Origin of the sequence: Halococcus sp. PRR34 (assembly GCF_028617175.1) — an archaeon.
Taxonomy (GTDB): domain Archaea; phylum Halobacteriota; class Halobacteria; order Halobacteriales; family Halococcaceae; genus Halococcus; species Halococcus salifodinae.
The window spans coordinates 135,832-150,249 of the sequence record NZ_JAQJDA010000004.1; the positions used below are offsets into that span (position 1 = coordinate 135,832).

Consider the following 14,418-nt stretch of genomic DNA (forward strand, 5'->3'; position numbering starts at 1 on the left):
ACATTCGGCTACCGTGCGCCCCCGCGGCGCAAGTCTTATGTACAGAACCGTCCTTCGATGTACAACTATGAACGCGAGCGAGGGGTACGCCCCCGCGATCGAGTCGATCCTCGCCGCCGCCCGTGAGCGCGAGGGTGGGGACGAACGAGTGTCCGTCGACGCGCGCTCGCTGCCCGCAGCGCTTTCGACGGCCGATGCCGACGGGCGTGTGCCGGTGATCGCGGAGATCAAACCCACGAGCCCGACGACCGACGGCCGGCGCGACGCCGACCCGGTCGCACTCGCCGAAGCGATGGTCGAGGGCGGCGCGGCGGCGCTCTCGGTACTGACCGAACCCGCCCACTTCGGCGGGTCGCCCGACGCCCTTCGCGATGTACGGGCGGCCGTCGACGTTCCGGTGCTCCGAAAGGACTTCGTGCTGGAGGAGGCCCAGCTGGACACCGTCGAAGCCGACGCCGTGCTCCTGATCGTGCGCTTTCTCGACGATCTCGATGGGATGATCGAAGCGGCGCGCGAGCGCGGGTTCCAGCCGCTGGTCGAGGTCCACACCGCGGCGGAGCTCGATCGCGCGCTCGCGGCGGGTGCGGAGCTCGTGGGTGTAAACAACCGTGACCTCGCGCGGCTCGACGTGGACCTTTCGACGTTCGAGCAAGTCGCTGCTGAGGCTCCAGCGGATGTCACGCTGATCGCCGAAAGCGGTATCGGGAGTTCCGAAGACGCCAGGCGAATGCGTCGGGCAGGTGCGGACGGACTCCTCGTTGGAAGTGCGATCATGGACGGCGACCCCGAGGCGAACACACGCCGACTCACGACGGCGGAGGTGGAGGCGTGAGCGACGCGGGTGGCGGTGCGGGCATCGGCACGGAGGGCCGGAACACGGACGGGAAGTTCGGCGAGTACGGTGGTCAGTACGTCCCCGAGGCGCTGATGCCCGCGATCGAGGAGCTGACCGACGCCTACGAGCGGTACGTCCTCGACAACGAGGACGGGTTCATGGACGAGTTCCGCGATCGCCTCCGCGACTTCGGCGGCCGGCCGACGCCGCTCCAGCACGTCGAGCGGTTGAGTGAGCGCTACGACACCGAGGTGTACCTCAAACGTGAGGACCTGCTCCACGGCGGCGCACACAAACTGAACAACGCGCTCGGCCAGGTCCTGCTCGCGAAGTACATGGGCAAGGAGCGAATCGTCGCCGAGACCGGCGCGGGCCAGCACGGTACCGCGACCGCGATGGCCGCCGCCCACCTCGATATGCCCTGCGAGGTCTACATGGGCGAGACCGACATCAACCGCCAGCGCCCCAACGTCTTCCGGATGCGGCTGAACGGTGCGGACGTCACCCCGGTCACGGCGGGCCGCGGGACGCTGAAGGAAGCCATCAACGAGACGATGCGTGACTGGGCCACGACTGTCGAAAACACCCACTACGTGCTCGGAAGCGTCGTCGGCCCACATCCCTTCCCCGCGATGGTCAGGGACTTTCAGGCCGTGATCTCCGAGGAGGCCAGGCGACAGGTCCGCGATCAGGCCGGCGGACTCCCCGACAGCGTGCTCGCGTGCGCAGGTGGAGGATCGAACACGATGGGGGCGTTCGCGGAGTTCGCTTCGGATGACGGGGTCGATCTCCACGCAGTCGAGGCGGGCGGCTCGTCGCTCGCGGTCGACGAGGAACGCGGCGTCGCGCCCAACTCCGCGTCGCTCTCCACGGGAGAAGAGGGCGTGCTCCACGGCGCGCGCACGCGGCTCCTCCAGGACGACGACGGCCAGATCCTCGAATCCCACTCGGTCTCGGCAGGGCTCGACTACGCGGGGGTCGGTCCGGAACTCGCGCATCTCGTCGACTCCGGTCGGGTTCGGGCCACCAACGTCGACGACGACGCCGCGCTCGCGGCGTTTCATCGACTTTCCAGCACGGAGGGAATCATTCCGGCGCTCGAAAGCGCCCACGCGCTCGCCCATCTCCACGAGGCCCACGACGACCTCGGTGATACAGTCGTCGTGAACGTCTCCGGACGGGGCGACAAGGACCTCGAAACGGTGATCGAGGAGACCGATCGGCGCGAGATCGACGAAGCGCCCGAAATGGACGTCTTCACGGAGGGACTCCGATGAACGCCATCGAGGCGGCTTTCGCCGAGGGACCGGCGTTCGTGCCGTACCTCGCGGCGGGTGATCCCGACTACGACGCATCGCTCGAATACGTCGAAGCGCTCGCACGCGGCGGGGCCGACGTGATCGAACTCGGCCTCCCCTTCTCCGAGCCCGTCGCGGAGGGCCCGACGATCCAGGCGGCGGTCAACCGCTCGCTCGACGCCGGGATGACCCCCGAACGCTTCTTCGCGTTCGTCGAGGAGCTCGATGTGGACGTGCCGCTGGTCTGTATGACCTACTACAATCTGATCTACCGGTACGGCGATGATGACGCCGAACGACCCCGAGCGTTCGTCGAGCGCGCTGCCGCAGCGGGGATCGAAGGGTTCGTCGTGCCCGACCTGCCGGCCGAGGAGGCCGATCCGCTTCGCGAGGCCTGCGACGAGTTCGACTGTGACCTCGTGTTCATCGTTGCGCCCACGACCCAGGGCGAGCGCCTCGATCGGATCATGTCGCGGGTCTCGGGGTACGTCTACGTTCAGGCGCGACTCGGCGTCACCGGCGCGAAGGCGGACGTCTCGGCACAGACGGGACAGAGCCTCGATCGGCTCGCTGAGTGGGAGGTGCCGAAGGCGGTCGGGTTCGGGATTGCGTCGGGCGAGCAGGCGGGCGAGGTGGTCGCGGCGGGCGCGGACGGCGTCATCGTCGGGAGCGCGCTCGTCGACATCGTGGCCGAGGGTTACGAGGCAGGCGAGGATGCTGCGACCGTGGCCGAGCGACTCGAAGCGAAGGCCCGCGAACTCAAAGACGGGGCGGTCGCAGGCGCGCAACGCACACCGCGACCGGAACGAACATAACCGCCGTGCGACCGAATACCAGTATGACACCCGGCACGCAGGCACGACTCGATCGCATCGGCACAGACGGTCGCTACCTCACGGTCCCGATGGATCACGGCATCACGATCGGGGCCGTCGGCGGCCTGAAAGAGATCGAGGACACCATCGACGCGGTGACACGCGGCGGCGCGGACGCGGTCCTGACACAGAAGGGGATCGCCCCACGGGTCCATCCCAACAGAAACGACGCGGGCTACGTGGTCCACTGCAACGCCTCGACCGCGGTCGGGCCCGACGCCAACGACAAGCGGATGACTGCGACCGTCGAGGAGGCGATTCGAGCGGGTGCGGACGCGGTCTCGATGCACGTCAACGTCGGCAGCGACTCCGAGCCGACTCAGATCGAGGATCTCGCGGAGCTATCCAAACGAGCCGGTGAGTTCGGGATCCCCGTTCTGGCGATGACGTACGCTCGCGGGCCCGGCGTCGACGCAACCGATCCCGAACGCCTCGGTCACGCGGTCCGGCTGGGCGAGGAGCTTGGAGCCGACGTGGTGAAGACCGGCTACTCAGGGGATGCAGAGAGCTTCGAGCACGTGGTCGAATCCACCCGACTCCCAGTCGTGATCGCGGGTGGCGAACCCGAGGGCGATCACGCGACGCTCGACGCTGTCCGGGGCGCGATGGACGCGGGCGCGGCCGGCGTCTCGATGGGCCGGACGATCTTCCAGCACGACGATCCCGAGGCGATCACCAGCGCGGTTTCGGGCGTCGTCCACGACGACCTCCCGGCCGACGAGGCGCTCGACCGGGCGGACCTCGCGGTCGAGGCCTGACCTCCTGTTCTTCAGAGCACGTCGTCGAGGTCGTGGAGGCTCTCGAAGACGTGGTGGGGCTCGTGGCCATCGCCGTCGCCCCGGTCGTCGCGATCGCCCATGACCGGGAACCACGCCGCCTGAAGGCCGGCAGCTCGCGCGCCCGCCACGTCGTGTCGGAGCGAGTTGCCGACGTACAGCGTCCGCTCGGGGTCAGCGTCGAGAGCGGTTATCGCTCGCTCGAACGGCTCGGTGGCGGGCTTTGGCGGGGTGGTCTCACCGGCGTAGACGTGGGTCTCGAAGGCGTCGTGGATGTCGAGGGCGTCGAGCTTTTCTCGCTGGGTCGCTCGCCCACCGTTCGTGATCAGGCCGACGCGACCGTGCTCGCGGGCTCGATCTAGCGCTGTCTGCGCACCGGGGCGAAAGGAGACGTCGGTGTGATCGGTCGCGTCGTCGTACGCCCGTGCGAGCACGTCCGGACTGTCGATCTCACCGTCCTGACGCTCGCCCGCGACCCGGAAGGTCTTCGTCAGGAAGTCGATGTCGTCGTCGGCGTCGTCCACGTCGTCGGCGGCGGCCCAGAGTTGGGTGGGATCACAGAACTGCTCGACGCCCGCGTCGTCGAACGCGGTCGCGAGCACCTCGTCGGGATCGTGGTCGTAGGTCAGCAGCGTCCCGTCGAGATCGAAACAGACCGTCGAAATCGGAGGTGTCGTCACTGCCGGGCGTTGGCGAGCGGCGGCGATAAGCGTTCGGCCACACACTGTCCGGGTTTCCGTTGGCGGTTTCGCCACGTTCAAGCCGCCCCGCACCGAGCGCCACGCTATGACACGTTCCGTCTGGCTCAAGGCCGACGACGCGGTGGGCGACTGGGAGAGTAGAAAGAAGCGGATCACCGCGGGGCTTGAGGCCGGCGTCGACTGGGTCCTCGTCGACGAGGACGATGTCTCGCGCGTGCGCGATCTCGGTGCGGTGTCGATCGCCGCCTTCCGGAACGGGGGGATCGATGTCGTCGACACCGTAGACGACGGGCCGGATGCGGTCGCCGTCGGCAAGGACGGCGAGGGCGACGGCACCGCCGACCTCCCACCCGACCTCTCGGGATCGGCGGACCTCTCGACGCTCCGACGGGGCGACGCCGACACCGCCTACGTCCGGGTGTTCAACCAGGATTACGAATCTTTCGCCGAGACCGCGGCCGAGGCCGCCGATCACACCCTCGTGGTGAGCGAGGACTGGACCATCATCCCGCTCGAAAACCTGATCGCACGGATCGGCGACGAGACCGAACTCGTCGCGGGTGTCGAGACCGCGGCGGAGGCCCGCACCGCGTTCGAGACGCTCGAAACCGGGGCTGACGGCGTCCTGCTCGATTCGGACGATCCCGACGAGATCAGGCAAACCGTCGAAATCAGGGACGAGGCCGAGCGCGAACAGCTCGACCTCCAGTGGGCGACGATCACCGAGATCGAGCGGGTCGGCTCCGCCGATCGGGTCTGCGTCGACACCGGCTCGCTGATGGAGAGCGACGAGGGGATGCTCGTGGGATCGATGAGCCGCGGGCTCTTCTTCGTCCACGCCGAGACCGCCGAATCGCCGTACGTCGCTTCCCGCCCGTTCCGGGTGAACGCGGGTGCGGTCCACGCCTACGTCCGGACGCCCGGCGGCGGGACGAAGTACCTCGCGGAGCTAGGAAGCGGCGACGAGGTCCAGGTGATCGACACCGACGGCCGGGCGCGCGAGGCGGTCGTCGGACGCGCCAAGATCGAGCGCCGGCCGATGTTCCGGATCGAGGCCGCTGTCGGCGGCGACACCGAGGCGGGCGATGTGGACGATTCCGGCGGGGTCGACGAGGCCGAGCCGGACGACAGCGACAGTACGCCGCCTGAGGGGGATCGGATCGAGACGCTGCTCCAGAACGCCGAAACCATCAAAGTCGCCACCCGCGACGGGCCGCGGGCGGTGACCGATCTCGAAGCCGGCGACGAGGTGCGGGTCTACTACGAGGACACCGCCCGCCACTTCGGCGAGGCGGTCGACGAGCGGATCGTCGAGCAGTGAGCGACGTGATCAGCCCCGCTCGCCGATTGTATGGCGGATAGCGTCGCGCTGTGGCTGTTCGGTGTCATCCACATCGACCGGCTCGAAAAAGTGACTTCTGAACTCCGGGAGTATTCTGGAACGTTCGATGCACTGTTCATCGAATATCCCGAGGAGGATCCGAGCTGGACCACGTACGGTCGATGCCTGCTGAAGGCTCCCGTTTTCTTCTTCGGACTCGTTTTCAACAGCCTCCTGCAGATGCCGCTGTTCGTTCTCCTCAACCGAAGGATGAGCCCGCTGTTCAGTGTCGAAATGAACGCTGCCCGTCGCCTGAGCGACGAACGCGACGTACCGCTTCACCGTGTCGACGACCATCCGCTGCTCATCGCGGCCGAAAGCCCGTGGCCGTGGATCGTCGCCAACTGGGCGCTCGTCGCCGGCCTCGGTGTGCTCTGGCCACGGTCGCTACTGACGACGGCCGCCGTGCTGCTGGCGGCGTGGCTGGTGGCCAGCATTCCGGCTCGGTACGTCCCCTTCCTCGGTTCGTTCCTCGGAGCGGTAGTGCCGTGGCTCGCGGTGGGGCTCGGGTTCTGGTTCGGAGTACTCTCGCTCCCCGTCCTCGCCGTGTTCTTCCTCACGTTCGTGGTGTTCGTCAAGCGAACGCTTGCCGAACGAAACCGACACATGCTGGAGCGAATCGAGGCGCTGTCGGCCGAACACGGCTACGAGCGGGCCTGCCTGATCACCGGCAAGGCCCATCTCAGTGGCCTCATCCGACTGGCCGGCGATACCGGCGTTTCGATCGCCCGATCCAGGGCGAGCAAGTGGCTCCAGCGCTCCGACGACGAACGCACCGATCCCGAACCCACGGACGACGGCGTGTTCACCCACCCGGACTCGCGCGAACCACTCAACTCTCGCACCACGTCCGCACGGACGGTGGCGGGGCTGATCGATCTCGTCATCGTCAGCGTTCTCGCCCTTCCAGTGGCGGTCATGGGCGGGGCCGTCTCCGAACTCGTTTTCGGAACGATACCACTGGGACTGCTTGTCGGCGCGTTCTCGACGCCGGTGTTGTACGGCTTCGTCCTCGAAGCGACGTTCGGGCGCACGATCGGCAAGCGACTCCTCGGGTTGGTCGTCGTGGCCGCCGACGGGTCGCAGTGCTCGACGCGAAGCGTTGCGATCCGCAACCTCCTTCGGATCGTCGATTTCCCGCTGTTCTATCTCATCGGCTTCGTCGCGATGGCGCTCACCAGACAGCGCCAGCGTCTCGGAGATCTGGTCGCTGGAACGATAATCACGAAAACGGACTCGTGACGCGGGTGCTCTCGGTGGAATCGGTCTTCGTTGCGTGATTTCTGCCTGTCATTTGGAACAACGTTAAGACGACGTAGCCGAAAGAACGAGTCATGGGACCAATGAACGAACGTATCGTCTTCGCGCGCGAGCCGGCCGAGTTCCTCGAAGGAATGGACTGCGATGTCGTCGAGACGTACCACTTCGGCGACGTCGGGAGCGCGGCGCTCGTGGAGTGTGAGGCCGAGCACGAGTCGGCCATCGCCGACGACGACCGGGTGCTCGCGATCGAGGCGAACTACGAGATCGAACCTCACGTCGAACCCGCACACGTGAGCGAGGAGCGCGACACGGTGGCCACGATCCAGGACGTCCGGCGACTCCACGACGTTCCCGAGGACGACGCCACCGGCGCGGGTCTCACCGTGGTGGCGATGGATTCGGGGATCGATCCCGACCATCCGGTGTTCGAGGACGTCGCCATCCAGCAGGTCGACGTCACGGGATCGGGGACGGGCGATGCGGTCGGTCACGGCACTGCCGTGCTGGGGCAGATCTCCCGAATTGCCCCCGCAGCGGACCTGATCGCACTCCGAATTTTCGGCGCGGAGGGCCGGACGAAAAACAACGTCATCATGCGCGCCTACGAGTGGCTCCACGACAACACCGACGCGTACGACGTCGTGAACATGTCGTGGGGATCGCAGGAAAACTCACGAGCGATCAACCGCGTCCACAACGGCCTCGTCGAGACGGGCATCCGGGACGTGGTGTCGGCCGGCAACTCCGGGAAGCGATCGGGCAGCCCCGCGACTGCCGAGCGCGCGTTCTCGATCGCGGCCTGCACCGAGGACGGGGCGATCGCGGAGTTTTCTTCCTACAACCCCGACCGCGACAACCCCGACGTGGCCGCCATCGGGAAGGACAACCGACTCGCCCAGGCGTCGGGGACGACGATGGGAACCGATCTCGACGGGCCGTGGGTGAAATCGTCGGGGACCTCGTTTTCGGCTCCCGAGGTGGCCGGCATGGTGGCGAAGTATCTCGATGCCGGGGAATCGACGGAACCGGAGACGATCATGCGCGACTTCGAGGCGGCTGCTCGTGATATCCCGGACCAACCGCGCGATGGGGCCGGCCTCGCCGACTACGCGGCTGCCGTGAGGGGCGACGTTGGCGACGAGCGCTGACCGCCGACAGCACCGGTGTCATCACCCGTCAAGATCTCGAACCAACACGAATGCGTCCTCGCCGTCGGCGTAGTAGCCCGGTGAGGTGGTGCGGTGGCTGAAGCCGAACCGACGGTAGAGCGCGAGCGCGGGCTCGTTGCTCTCGCGGACTTCGAGCCTGACCGACCCTGCGTTCCGCTCGCGCGTGACGTCGATCGCCCGACCGAGTAGGGTCGCGCCGACGCCCTGCCCCCGGGCGAACGGGGCCACCGCGATGTCCTTGACGTGGCCGATCCGTCGGCCGCCGTTCGGCGTCACGTCGGCGAGCACGTACCCGACCACCTCGCCGGAATCGGCCACCAGAAATCCCGGTTCGCCGAGGAACCGCTCGAACGCACGATACGGCCACGGCTGCGGAAACGAGGCCTTCTCGATCCGGAACACCGCCAGCAGATCGGCCCGATCGGCCGCACGGGTCCGGACGGGGCGATCGTCCGTGGCCGTCGTGGTCACGCCCGGCGTAGGGCTGGTGGACACTTATACTGCCGGAGAATCGCCCCGTGATCGATCTCGCTGTCGGCGGAGTCGCCCTGGTTCGACGGAGTCGCCCCGAGCCGGTGGAATCGCCCCGAGTCGGCGGACCGTCGCGGTGCTCACTCGGGACGGGCGTGACACTGCGTCGTAAGAGATATACCGCCGACGGCCGCGGTAGCGGGCATGGGTCTGATGGACAACCTTCTCGGGAGTCGCGAGCCGCGACGCGGGACCGGCGGCGGCGAGTACGTCGAACTCGATGCCGACGACGTCGAGGGGTCGGTCGGCGAGACGGCGACTACGGTGCATATCGCCAGTATCGACAGCCAGCGTGACGTCATCGACATCAAAAACGCCATCTACGACGGCGACATCGTGATCGCCGACATCACTCGTCACTCCACCACCGACCAGACGATGGAGCGCATCACCCAGGACCTCCAGGAGATCACCAGCGAGGTCGGCGGCGACATCATCCAGAAGGCCGACGACCAGCTCATCATCACGCCCGGGACGATCGGTATTTCACGCACGAAACTCGGCCAGTAGGCCAACTTTCGGCGTCAGATCGGAACAAATCGGCCTTTCGGTAGCACGAATCGCGCAGCAACCAGCGCGTCTATCGGTCGATTCGACTGCTAGGAATCTTCTCCTTTGGACACCTCCTCACCCGGCTGGAGGGTCGCCCACAACTCGTCGTTCTGGTAGATCTTCAACGTCGCTGTTCCGTTGTTCGTCACCTTCGTGAGCCTGTGGTCGGACGAGAACGAATCGACACCGCCGTCGGCGACGAATCCACCGGCAGCGGAATGGATTTGACCGGCGTTGTCAATGTTCGAATAGTCTGGATACTTCGCCGTTTGGTAGGGATTTGCCCCGTACTCCACGTAAATAGGGTTGTACGACTCGTTTTTCGACGAGAGTCGATAGCTCGATGCGCCATCACCGGCGGCTTTGACGGTAATGGTGTTGTTACCCTTCGGAGGTGCTGACGGACCGAAATCTTCTTCGACTCCCTCGCCCGGAGCAACGGTCCGTGTTTGGTTGCCGTTAACGTAGACGTGCAACGTCGCGTTCCCATTGTTCCTGGAGGAATAATACGGGATCTCGCCGGGGCCACCACCGTATGTGTAGTAGCTATCGACTCCGCCATCACCGATGTAGCCTTGAATGTAATACGGATCGTCGTTGTATATCGCATCCGGGTATTTGGCGTTCTCTCTATCGGCCTCGGGGCCGAGTCTCATTCCAAACTGGCCGAATACCCGATAATGTGACTCGCCGCCGTTGGCTGCGACGATCGTCAGATTGTACGTGCCGTCAGGTCTCGACCGATCCGTTTGCGTCGAGGACTGCGTCGGAGTCGCGGTTGGCGTTTCGGTCGGTGTCGCTGTCTGCGTGGTCGTCTCGGTTCGCGTCGGCGTGGGTGTCGGAGTCGGTGTCGATGTCGCCGTGGATGCCGACGTTGCTGTAGGCGTTTGCGTCGCCGTTTCCGTCGAAACGCTCGTTGGATTGGCAGTGGGCGTCGGAGTGGTCGTTCCGGACGAACCCGGAGTTGATGCCGCCGTCGCTGTCCCCTCCAGCATGGTACTGGTTGTGGTCGTGTCCTGTGTATCGGAGTTCCCGGCAAGGCTCGAACAGCCGGCGGCCAGCACGAGTATCACCAGTAACACGGTGACAGCCGTTCGTCGAATAGATCTCGTCGTCATAATTTGTGCCCCGCCGCCCTGCGTAATAACGTTGTACGAACCACTACTCGCACCGAAAACGATTTCAGACGTTGTCGGGTGTGTCCGCGTCGTCCTCGACGGTGCGTTTCATCGACTCGCGGCGGCTCTTGGCGTCGCGGCCGGTGGCTTCGAGCAGGAACTCGTTTTTCGCGTCGACCGCGTCGGCGGCCGCGTCGGCGTTGCCCTCGGCGATCACGTCCTCGGCTGGACGTTCCTCGAAATCGACTGCGAGGGTGTCTTTCTTGCTGCCGTAGGATACCGTGCCCGCGACGATCCGTTCGAACACCGGGTTCTCGGGATCCTCGACGACGTGGAGATCGCTGCCGTTGTGCTCCTGGGTCGCCGTAATCTCCCCGAAGTACCCCTCGACGGTGCCTGTCATGTCGGGGATCCGTTCGTCGAGATGCTCACCGCGCCGCATCTTGTACTCACGCATGAACGGTTCGTTTGCGAGCAGCGGGGTTATTCCTTTCGCGTCCCGCGCGCGAGATACCCCGTCCGACACTCCGGGCAGCTGTCACCCGCCCGCAGCGGCGAGTCGACGACCACGGCGGTGAACCCACACTGCCGGCACACGAACGTCTCTCCCGGCTCGGCCGTCCCGGGCGAGCCGTTCGTCCCGGCTGCACCTTCCTCTTTCGCGCGCGCTTCAGCTCTCTCCAGCGTCCACCCCTCGGTGAGCGGCTGTGTCCTCGATCCCGGGTCGCTGCCGGCCGCGGTGTCAGCTGCGTCGCCGATGGGCGTAAGCGATCCCGCCCCGTTCCCCGTCCGTCCCGTCGATCCTGCCGATTCGGCACCTGGATCCGCTGGCCACTCACCGGGTGCGCGGCCCGGTTCGTCGGCAGGGTCGTCAGTCCGTGACGCCTCGACGGTCGGAATCTCGCTCTCGTCGTCCGCCACAGCGGTGTCCGTCGCGGTGGTGCCGGAGTCGTGTTTGGTCGCGGTGGTGCCGGAGTCGTGTTCGGTCGCTGTTTCGGTCGCGGTGGTGTCGGTCGTTGGCTTGGCTGCAGTGGCGTCGGGCTCGTGTTCGTTCGCGGCCGTGCCGCTTGCTGGCTCGTTCGTCGATAGCCCCTCGACGTCCGTTCCCGAGATCTCGTCGAGCGAGACCGCCGCGTCCCCGGTGGAACTCGTCGCGTCGTCGGTCGCGGTTCCGCCATCGAGCGTGCCGTCCTCGATCGTGATCGAGCCAGTTCCGTCGGCCGCCACGTTCTCCTCGGCGGTCGCCGCGACCACGCGGCCATCCCCGTCGCGGACCACGCCGGCCTCGGGTTCGAGCGCCGTGATCTCGGTGTTCGCCGAAACGGTCCGTTCGTGACCGCAGTGTCGACACGTCTGGACCCGCTTTGCCGTCCGGACGACCTCCGCTCCCCGTTCGTCGCGCTCGCGCTCGACGCCGGTCTCACCGTAGTCGTGCCCGAGCACCGAACAGCGAAGCCCCATTGAAACGCCATTGGGACCCTGTGTGACATAAAGACTCCCCTTCGGACGAACGAGACCGTGTGGACGAACGAAACGAGAAGAGCAGGCGACGAAATCGGAACGATCACGACGCGGACACTCCCCGATCGAGGGGATAAGGGTAAGGCGAGTCCGGTCGAACGCCCTGTACATGAAGGCAAAGCGGGAGTTCCGGAACCGCGACGACACGGAGGTGGCCGTCCTCGACGCGCTGGTCGATCGTCAGGACGGCATGACCGTGTTCGAACTCCGCTCGCACGTCGCGGTCGGCATCGACGATCTGGAGGACGCGCTCGCCGCGCTCAAGGCCGACGGCTTGATCGAGGCCGACGACGATAGCGAGCGCATGCTGATCAAACCCGATGATCGGGTGGTGCCCGAACCAGGTGACGAAGACACTGAGGAGTCGTTTTTCGATGAGCTCCGCGATCGGCTCGGCCTATAGCACGACTTATCCCCGCCCGGGGCCGACGATACGGAAATGACGCTCGTCGCCGGCGTCCACGAATCCCACGGCGCGACGTTCGAAGAGCGCGGTGGCGTCCGGGTCGCCACCGAGTACGGCCGCCCCGATCGTGCGGCCCGTGCAGTCCGAAACGTGGTCGGCACGATCGAGATGGGCTACGGTGTGCTCACCGTCACCGGCGACGACCGGGTCGAGTTCGTGGACAACGCGGTGTCGAACCGTGTTCCCCACGAGGACGGTGCGGGCTGCTATGCACTTCTGTGTGATCCCCAGGGCAAGATCGAGACCGACCTCTATATCTACAACGCCGGCGAGCGTCTCCTCCTCTTCACCCCACCCGAGCGCGCCGCACCAGTCGCCGATGACTGGAGCGAGAAGACGTTCATCCAGGACGTCGATATCGAAGTCGCCACCGAGGCGTTCGGCGTGTTCGGCGTCCACGGCGCGAAGGCGACCGAGAAGATCGCGAGCGTGCTCAACGGCGCGAGCACCCCCGAAGAACACCTCCAGTTCGTGCGCGGGACGATGGGCGATGACGGCGTGACGGTGATTCGGGGCGACGGCCTCGTCGGCGAGGAGGGGTACGAGGTGGTCTGTGCGGCCGATCGCGCCGAGTCCGTGTTCGACACCCTCATCAACAACGGACTGAACGCCGCGCCCTTCGGCTATCGGACGTGGGACGCGCTCACGCTCGAAGCCGGGACACCGCTCTATCACACCGAACTCGAAGGGCGAATCCCGAACGTGCTCGGCCTCCGGAACGCGCTTGACTTCGAGAAAGGGTGTTACGTCGGTCAGGAAGTCGTCTCGCGCGTCGAGAACCGCGGACAGCCGAGCCGACGGCTGGTCGGACTCCGGTGTGAGACGCTGCCCGAAGCGGGTGCGACGGTGCTCGCCGGGAGCGAGTCGGTCGGCGAAGTGACTCGCGCGGCCGAGAGTCCGATGCTCGAAGCGCCGATCGCGCTCGCGCTGGTCGCGTTCGACGCCCCGACCGACGAGCTCGCGATCGAAGCCGAGGACGAAAAACACGACGCGACCAAGGAGCCGCTGCCGTTCGTCGACGGCACCGATCGATCGGCACGACTCCCTGACTACGGCGAGAGTTGAGCAGTCGGCGTAAACTGCCGGTGGGTTTATCCTCGCGCGGTCACGGATGGTGGTATGGCGAGTCTCAGGGATCTCGGTCTCTCGGAGTACGAGGCGCGGGTCTACCGGGCGCTGCTCGACACCGGGCCGACGACCGCGAAGGAGCTCTCGCGCGCGAGCGAGGTCCCGATGGGCCGGATCTACGATGTCCTGGCGAGCATCGAAACTCACGGACTGGTGCGCGCCCAGACCGCGAGCCGCCCCAAGAAGTACGTCGCGGTCGAGCCCGACACCGCGCTCTCGCGGCTGCTGGAGGACCGCCAGCGCGAGCTCGACGCCAAGGCCGACCAGTACGAGGAGATCGTCGACGACCTGATCGGCGAGCTCGACGCGACCGACCAGTCCAGCGAGACGTTCTGGACGGCGGCGGTCGGGCCGGCCGACACCGCTGACCTCCTCGTCGAGCGGCTCGCGACAGCCGACGAGAGCGTGGTCATGGTGGCCTCGGCGCTCTCCAGGCAGTTCGACGTCGATTCGGTCGGCGACCGGATCACCGCGGAGCTCGATGCGGCAGTCGAGCGCGGCGTCGAGGTATCGCTGCTGATGCGCCCGGACCTCGTGTCGGCGCTGCCCGAGACCGTCGGCGAGCGCTATCTCGACCGACTTGCGCCGAACGAGCGATTTGCCACCCGGACCAGCGACGCGGTCGAGCGGACGTTCACGGTGATCGACGGGGTCGAGACCTGCATCGAGGTCCCTCACCCGCTCGACAGTAGCGAGTCGTTCGCGATGATCGATTTCCAGGACCCGGCGTTCGCGACGGAAATCTTGGAGGAGTTCACCCCGCGGTGGGAGCAAGCCGAGCCGCTCGCGCTCGGGGACAGATAG

Annotated in this window: 16 protein-coding genes; 11 read left to right on the top strand and 5 right to left on the bottom strand. The window is 66.4% G+C overall.

Annotated features, from left to right (window positions below):
- Positions 1–67: 67 nt before the first annotated feature.
- The 4 genes from trpC to PHA81_RS07120 are packed head-to-tail and all read left to right on the top strand — an operon-like array spanning position 68 to position 3,766.
- The gene (trpC, locus tag PHA81_RS07105; protein ID WP_005045124.1) at positions 68–832 is read left to right on the top strand and encodes an indole-3-glycerol phosphate synthase; all 765 of its coding nucleotides are present in this window, start codon (positions 68–70) and stop codon (positions 830–832) included.
- Positions 829–2,112, top strand: a complete 1,284-nt coding sequence (gene trpB / locus PHA81_RS07110; RefSeq protein ID WP_273836029.1) for a tryptophan synthase subunit beta — start codon at positions 829–831, stop codon at positions 2,110–2,112. Before trpC ends, trpB begins: the two co-directional genes overlap by 4 nt.
- Positions 2,109–2,948: a tryptophan synthase subunit alpha gene (gene trpA, locus PHA81_RS07115; RefSeq protein WP_005045128.1), complete on the top strand. Its 840-nt coding sequence runs from the start codon at positions 2,109–2,111 to the stop codon at positions 2,946–2,948. Before trpB ends, trpA begins: the two co-directional genes overlap by 4 nt.
- Before the next feature lie 23 nt (positions 2,949–2,971).
- The gene (locus PHA81_RS07120) at positions 2,972–3,766 is read left to right on the top strand and encodes a 2-amino-3,7-dideoxy-D-threo-hept-6-ulosonate synthase (protein WP_273836032.1); all 795 of its coding nucleotides are present in this window, start codon (positions 2,972–2,974) and stop codon (positions 3,764–3,766) included.
- 11 nt (positions 3,767–3,777) lie between these two features.
- Here PHA81_RS07120 and PHA81_RS07125 read toward each other — a convergent pair whose 3' ends face one another.
- Positions 3,778–4,464, bottom strand: a complete 687-nt coding sequence (locus PHA81_RS07125; protein ID WP_273836034.1) for an HAD family hydrolase — start codon at positions 4,462–4,464, stop codon at positions 3,778–3,780.
- Positions 4,465–4,570: 106 nt separating this feature from the next.
- Between PHA81_RS07125 and PHA81_RS07130 the strand changes: the two genes are divergently transcribed.
- The 3 genes from PHA81_RS07130 to PHA81_RS07140 all read left to right on the top strand — a co-directional run bounded on the left by PHA81_RS07130 (position 4,571) and on the right by PHA81_RS07140 (position 8,277).
- Complete coding sequence (locus PHA81_RS07130; protein ID WP_273836038.1) at positions 4,571–5,806, top strand: 3-dehydroquinate synthase II; 1,236 nt, start codon at positions 4,571–4,573, stop codon at positions 5,804–5,806.
- A 30-nt stretch (positions 5,807–5,836) separates the two neighbouring features.
- Positions 5,837–7,108, top strand: coding sequence for an RDD family protein (locus tag PHA81_RS07135; protein ID WP_273836039.1), 1,272 nt, complete (start codon positions 5,837–5,839; stop codon positions 7,106–7,108).
- A gap of 101 nt (positions 7,109–7,209) precedes the next feature.
- Positions 7,210–8,277, top strand: a complete 1,068-nt coding sequence (locus PHA81_RS07140; protein WP_273836040.1) for a S8 family serine peptidase — start codon at positions 7,210–7,212, stop codon at positions 8,275–8,277.
- A gap of 21 nt (positions 8,278–8,298) precedes the next feature.
- Here PHA81_RS07140 and rimI read toward each other — a convergent pair whose 3' ends face one another.
- Positions 8,299–8,769, bottom strand: a complete 471-nt coding sequence (gene rimI / locus PHA81_RS07145) for a ribosomal protein S18-alanine N-acetyltransferase (protein ID WP_273836041.1) — start codon at positions 8,767–8,769, stop codon at positions 8,299–8,301.
- A gap of 204 nt (positions 8,770–8,973) precedes the next feature.
- Between rimI and sepF the strand changes: the two genes are divergently transcribed.
- Positions 8,974–9,339 (top strand): cell division protein SepF, encoded by a 366-nt coding sequence (sepF, locus tag PHA81_RS07150; protein WP_005045140.1) that lies wholly within the window; start codon positions 8,974–8,976, stop codon positions 9,337–9,339.
- Between the two features lie 89 nt (positions 9,340–9,428).
- Here sepF and PHA81_RS07155 read toward each other — a convergent pair whose 3' ends face one another.
- From PHA81_RS07155 to PHA81_RS07165, 3 genes are all read right to left on the bottom strand, one after another.
- Positions 9,429–10,037, bottom strand: a complete 609-nt coding sequence (locus PHA81_RS07155) for a hypothetical protein (protein WP_273836044.1) — start codon at positions 10,035–10,037, stop codon at positions 9,429–9,431.
- Between the two features lie 526 nt (positions 10,038–10,563).
- On the bottom strand, positions 10,564–10,956 hold the full coding sequence (locus tag PHA81_RS07160; RefSeq protein WP_005045142.1) for a DUF5611 family protein: 393 nt from the start codon (positions 10,954–10,956) through the stop codon (positions 10,564–10,566).
- A 26-nt stretch (positions 10,957–10,982) separates the two neighbouring features.
- A complete protein-coding gene (locus PHA81_RS07165) occupies positions 10,983–11,960 on the bottom strand; it encodes a hypothetical protein (RefSeq protein ID WP_273836046.1) in 978 nt (325 codons plus the stop codon).
- A 169-nt stretch (positions 11,961–12,129) separates the two neighbouring features.
- On the opposite strand from PHA81_RS07165, the gene PHA81_RS07170 reads away from it, so the two are divergent.
- Genes PHA81_RS07170 through PHA81_RS07180 form a run of 3 tightly spaced genes read left to right on the top strand, consistent with a single transcriptional unit; the run spans position 12,130 to position 14,418 of the window.
- Entirely contained in the window at positions 12,130–12,423 is a 294-nt protein-coding gene (locus tag PHA81_RS07170; RefSeq protein WP_273836049.1) for a DUF6432 family protein, read from the top strand.
- A 36-nt stretch (positions 12,424–12,459) separates the two neighbouring features.
- Positions 12,460–13,551 carry an aminomethyltransferase family protein gene (locus PHA81_RS07175; RefSeq protein ID WP_273836051.1) on the top strand — a complete coding sequence of 364 codons (1,092 nt, stop codon included), beginning with the start codon at positions 12,460–12,462 and terminating at the stop codon, positions 13,549–13,551.
- A 54-nt stretch (positions 13,552–13,605) separates the two neighbouring features.
- Positions 13,606–14,418 carry a helix-turn-helix domain-containing protein gene (locus tag PHA81_RS07180; protein ID WP_005045151.1) on the top strand — a complete coding sequence of 271 codons (813 nt, stop codon included), beginning with the start codon at positions 13,606–13,608 and terminating at the stop codon, positions 14,416–14,418.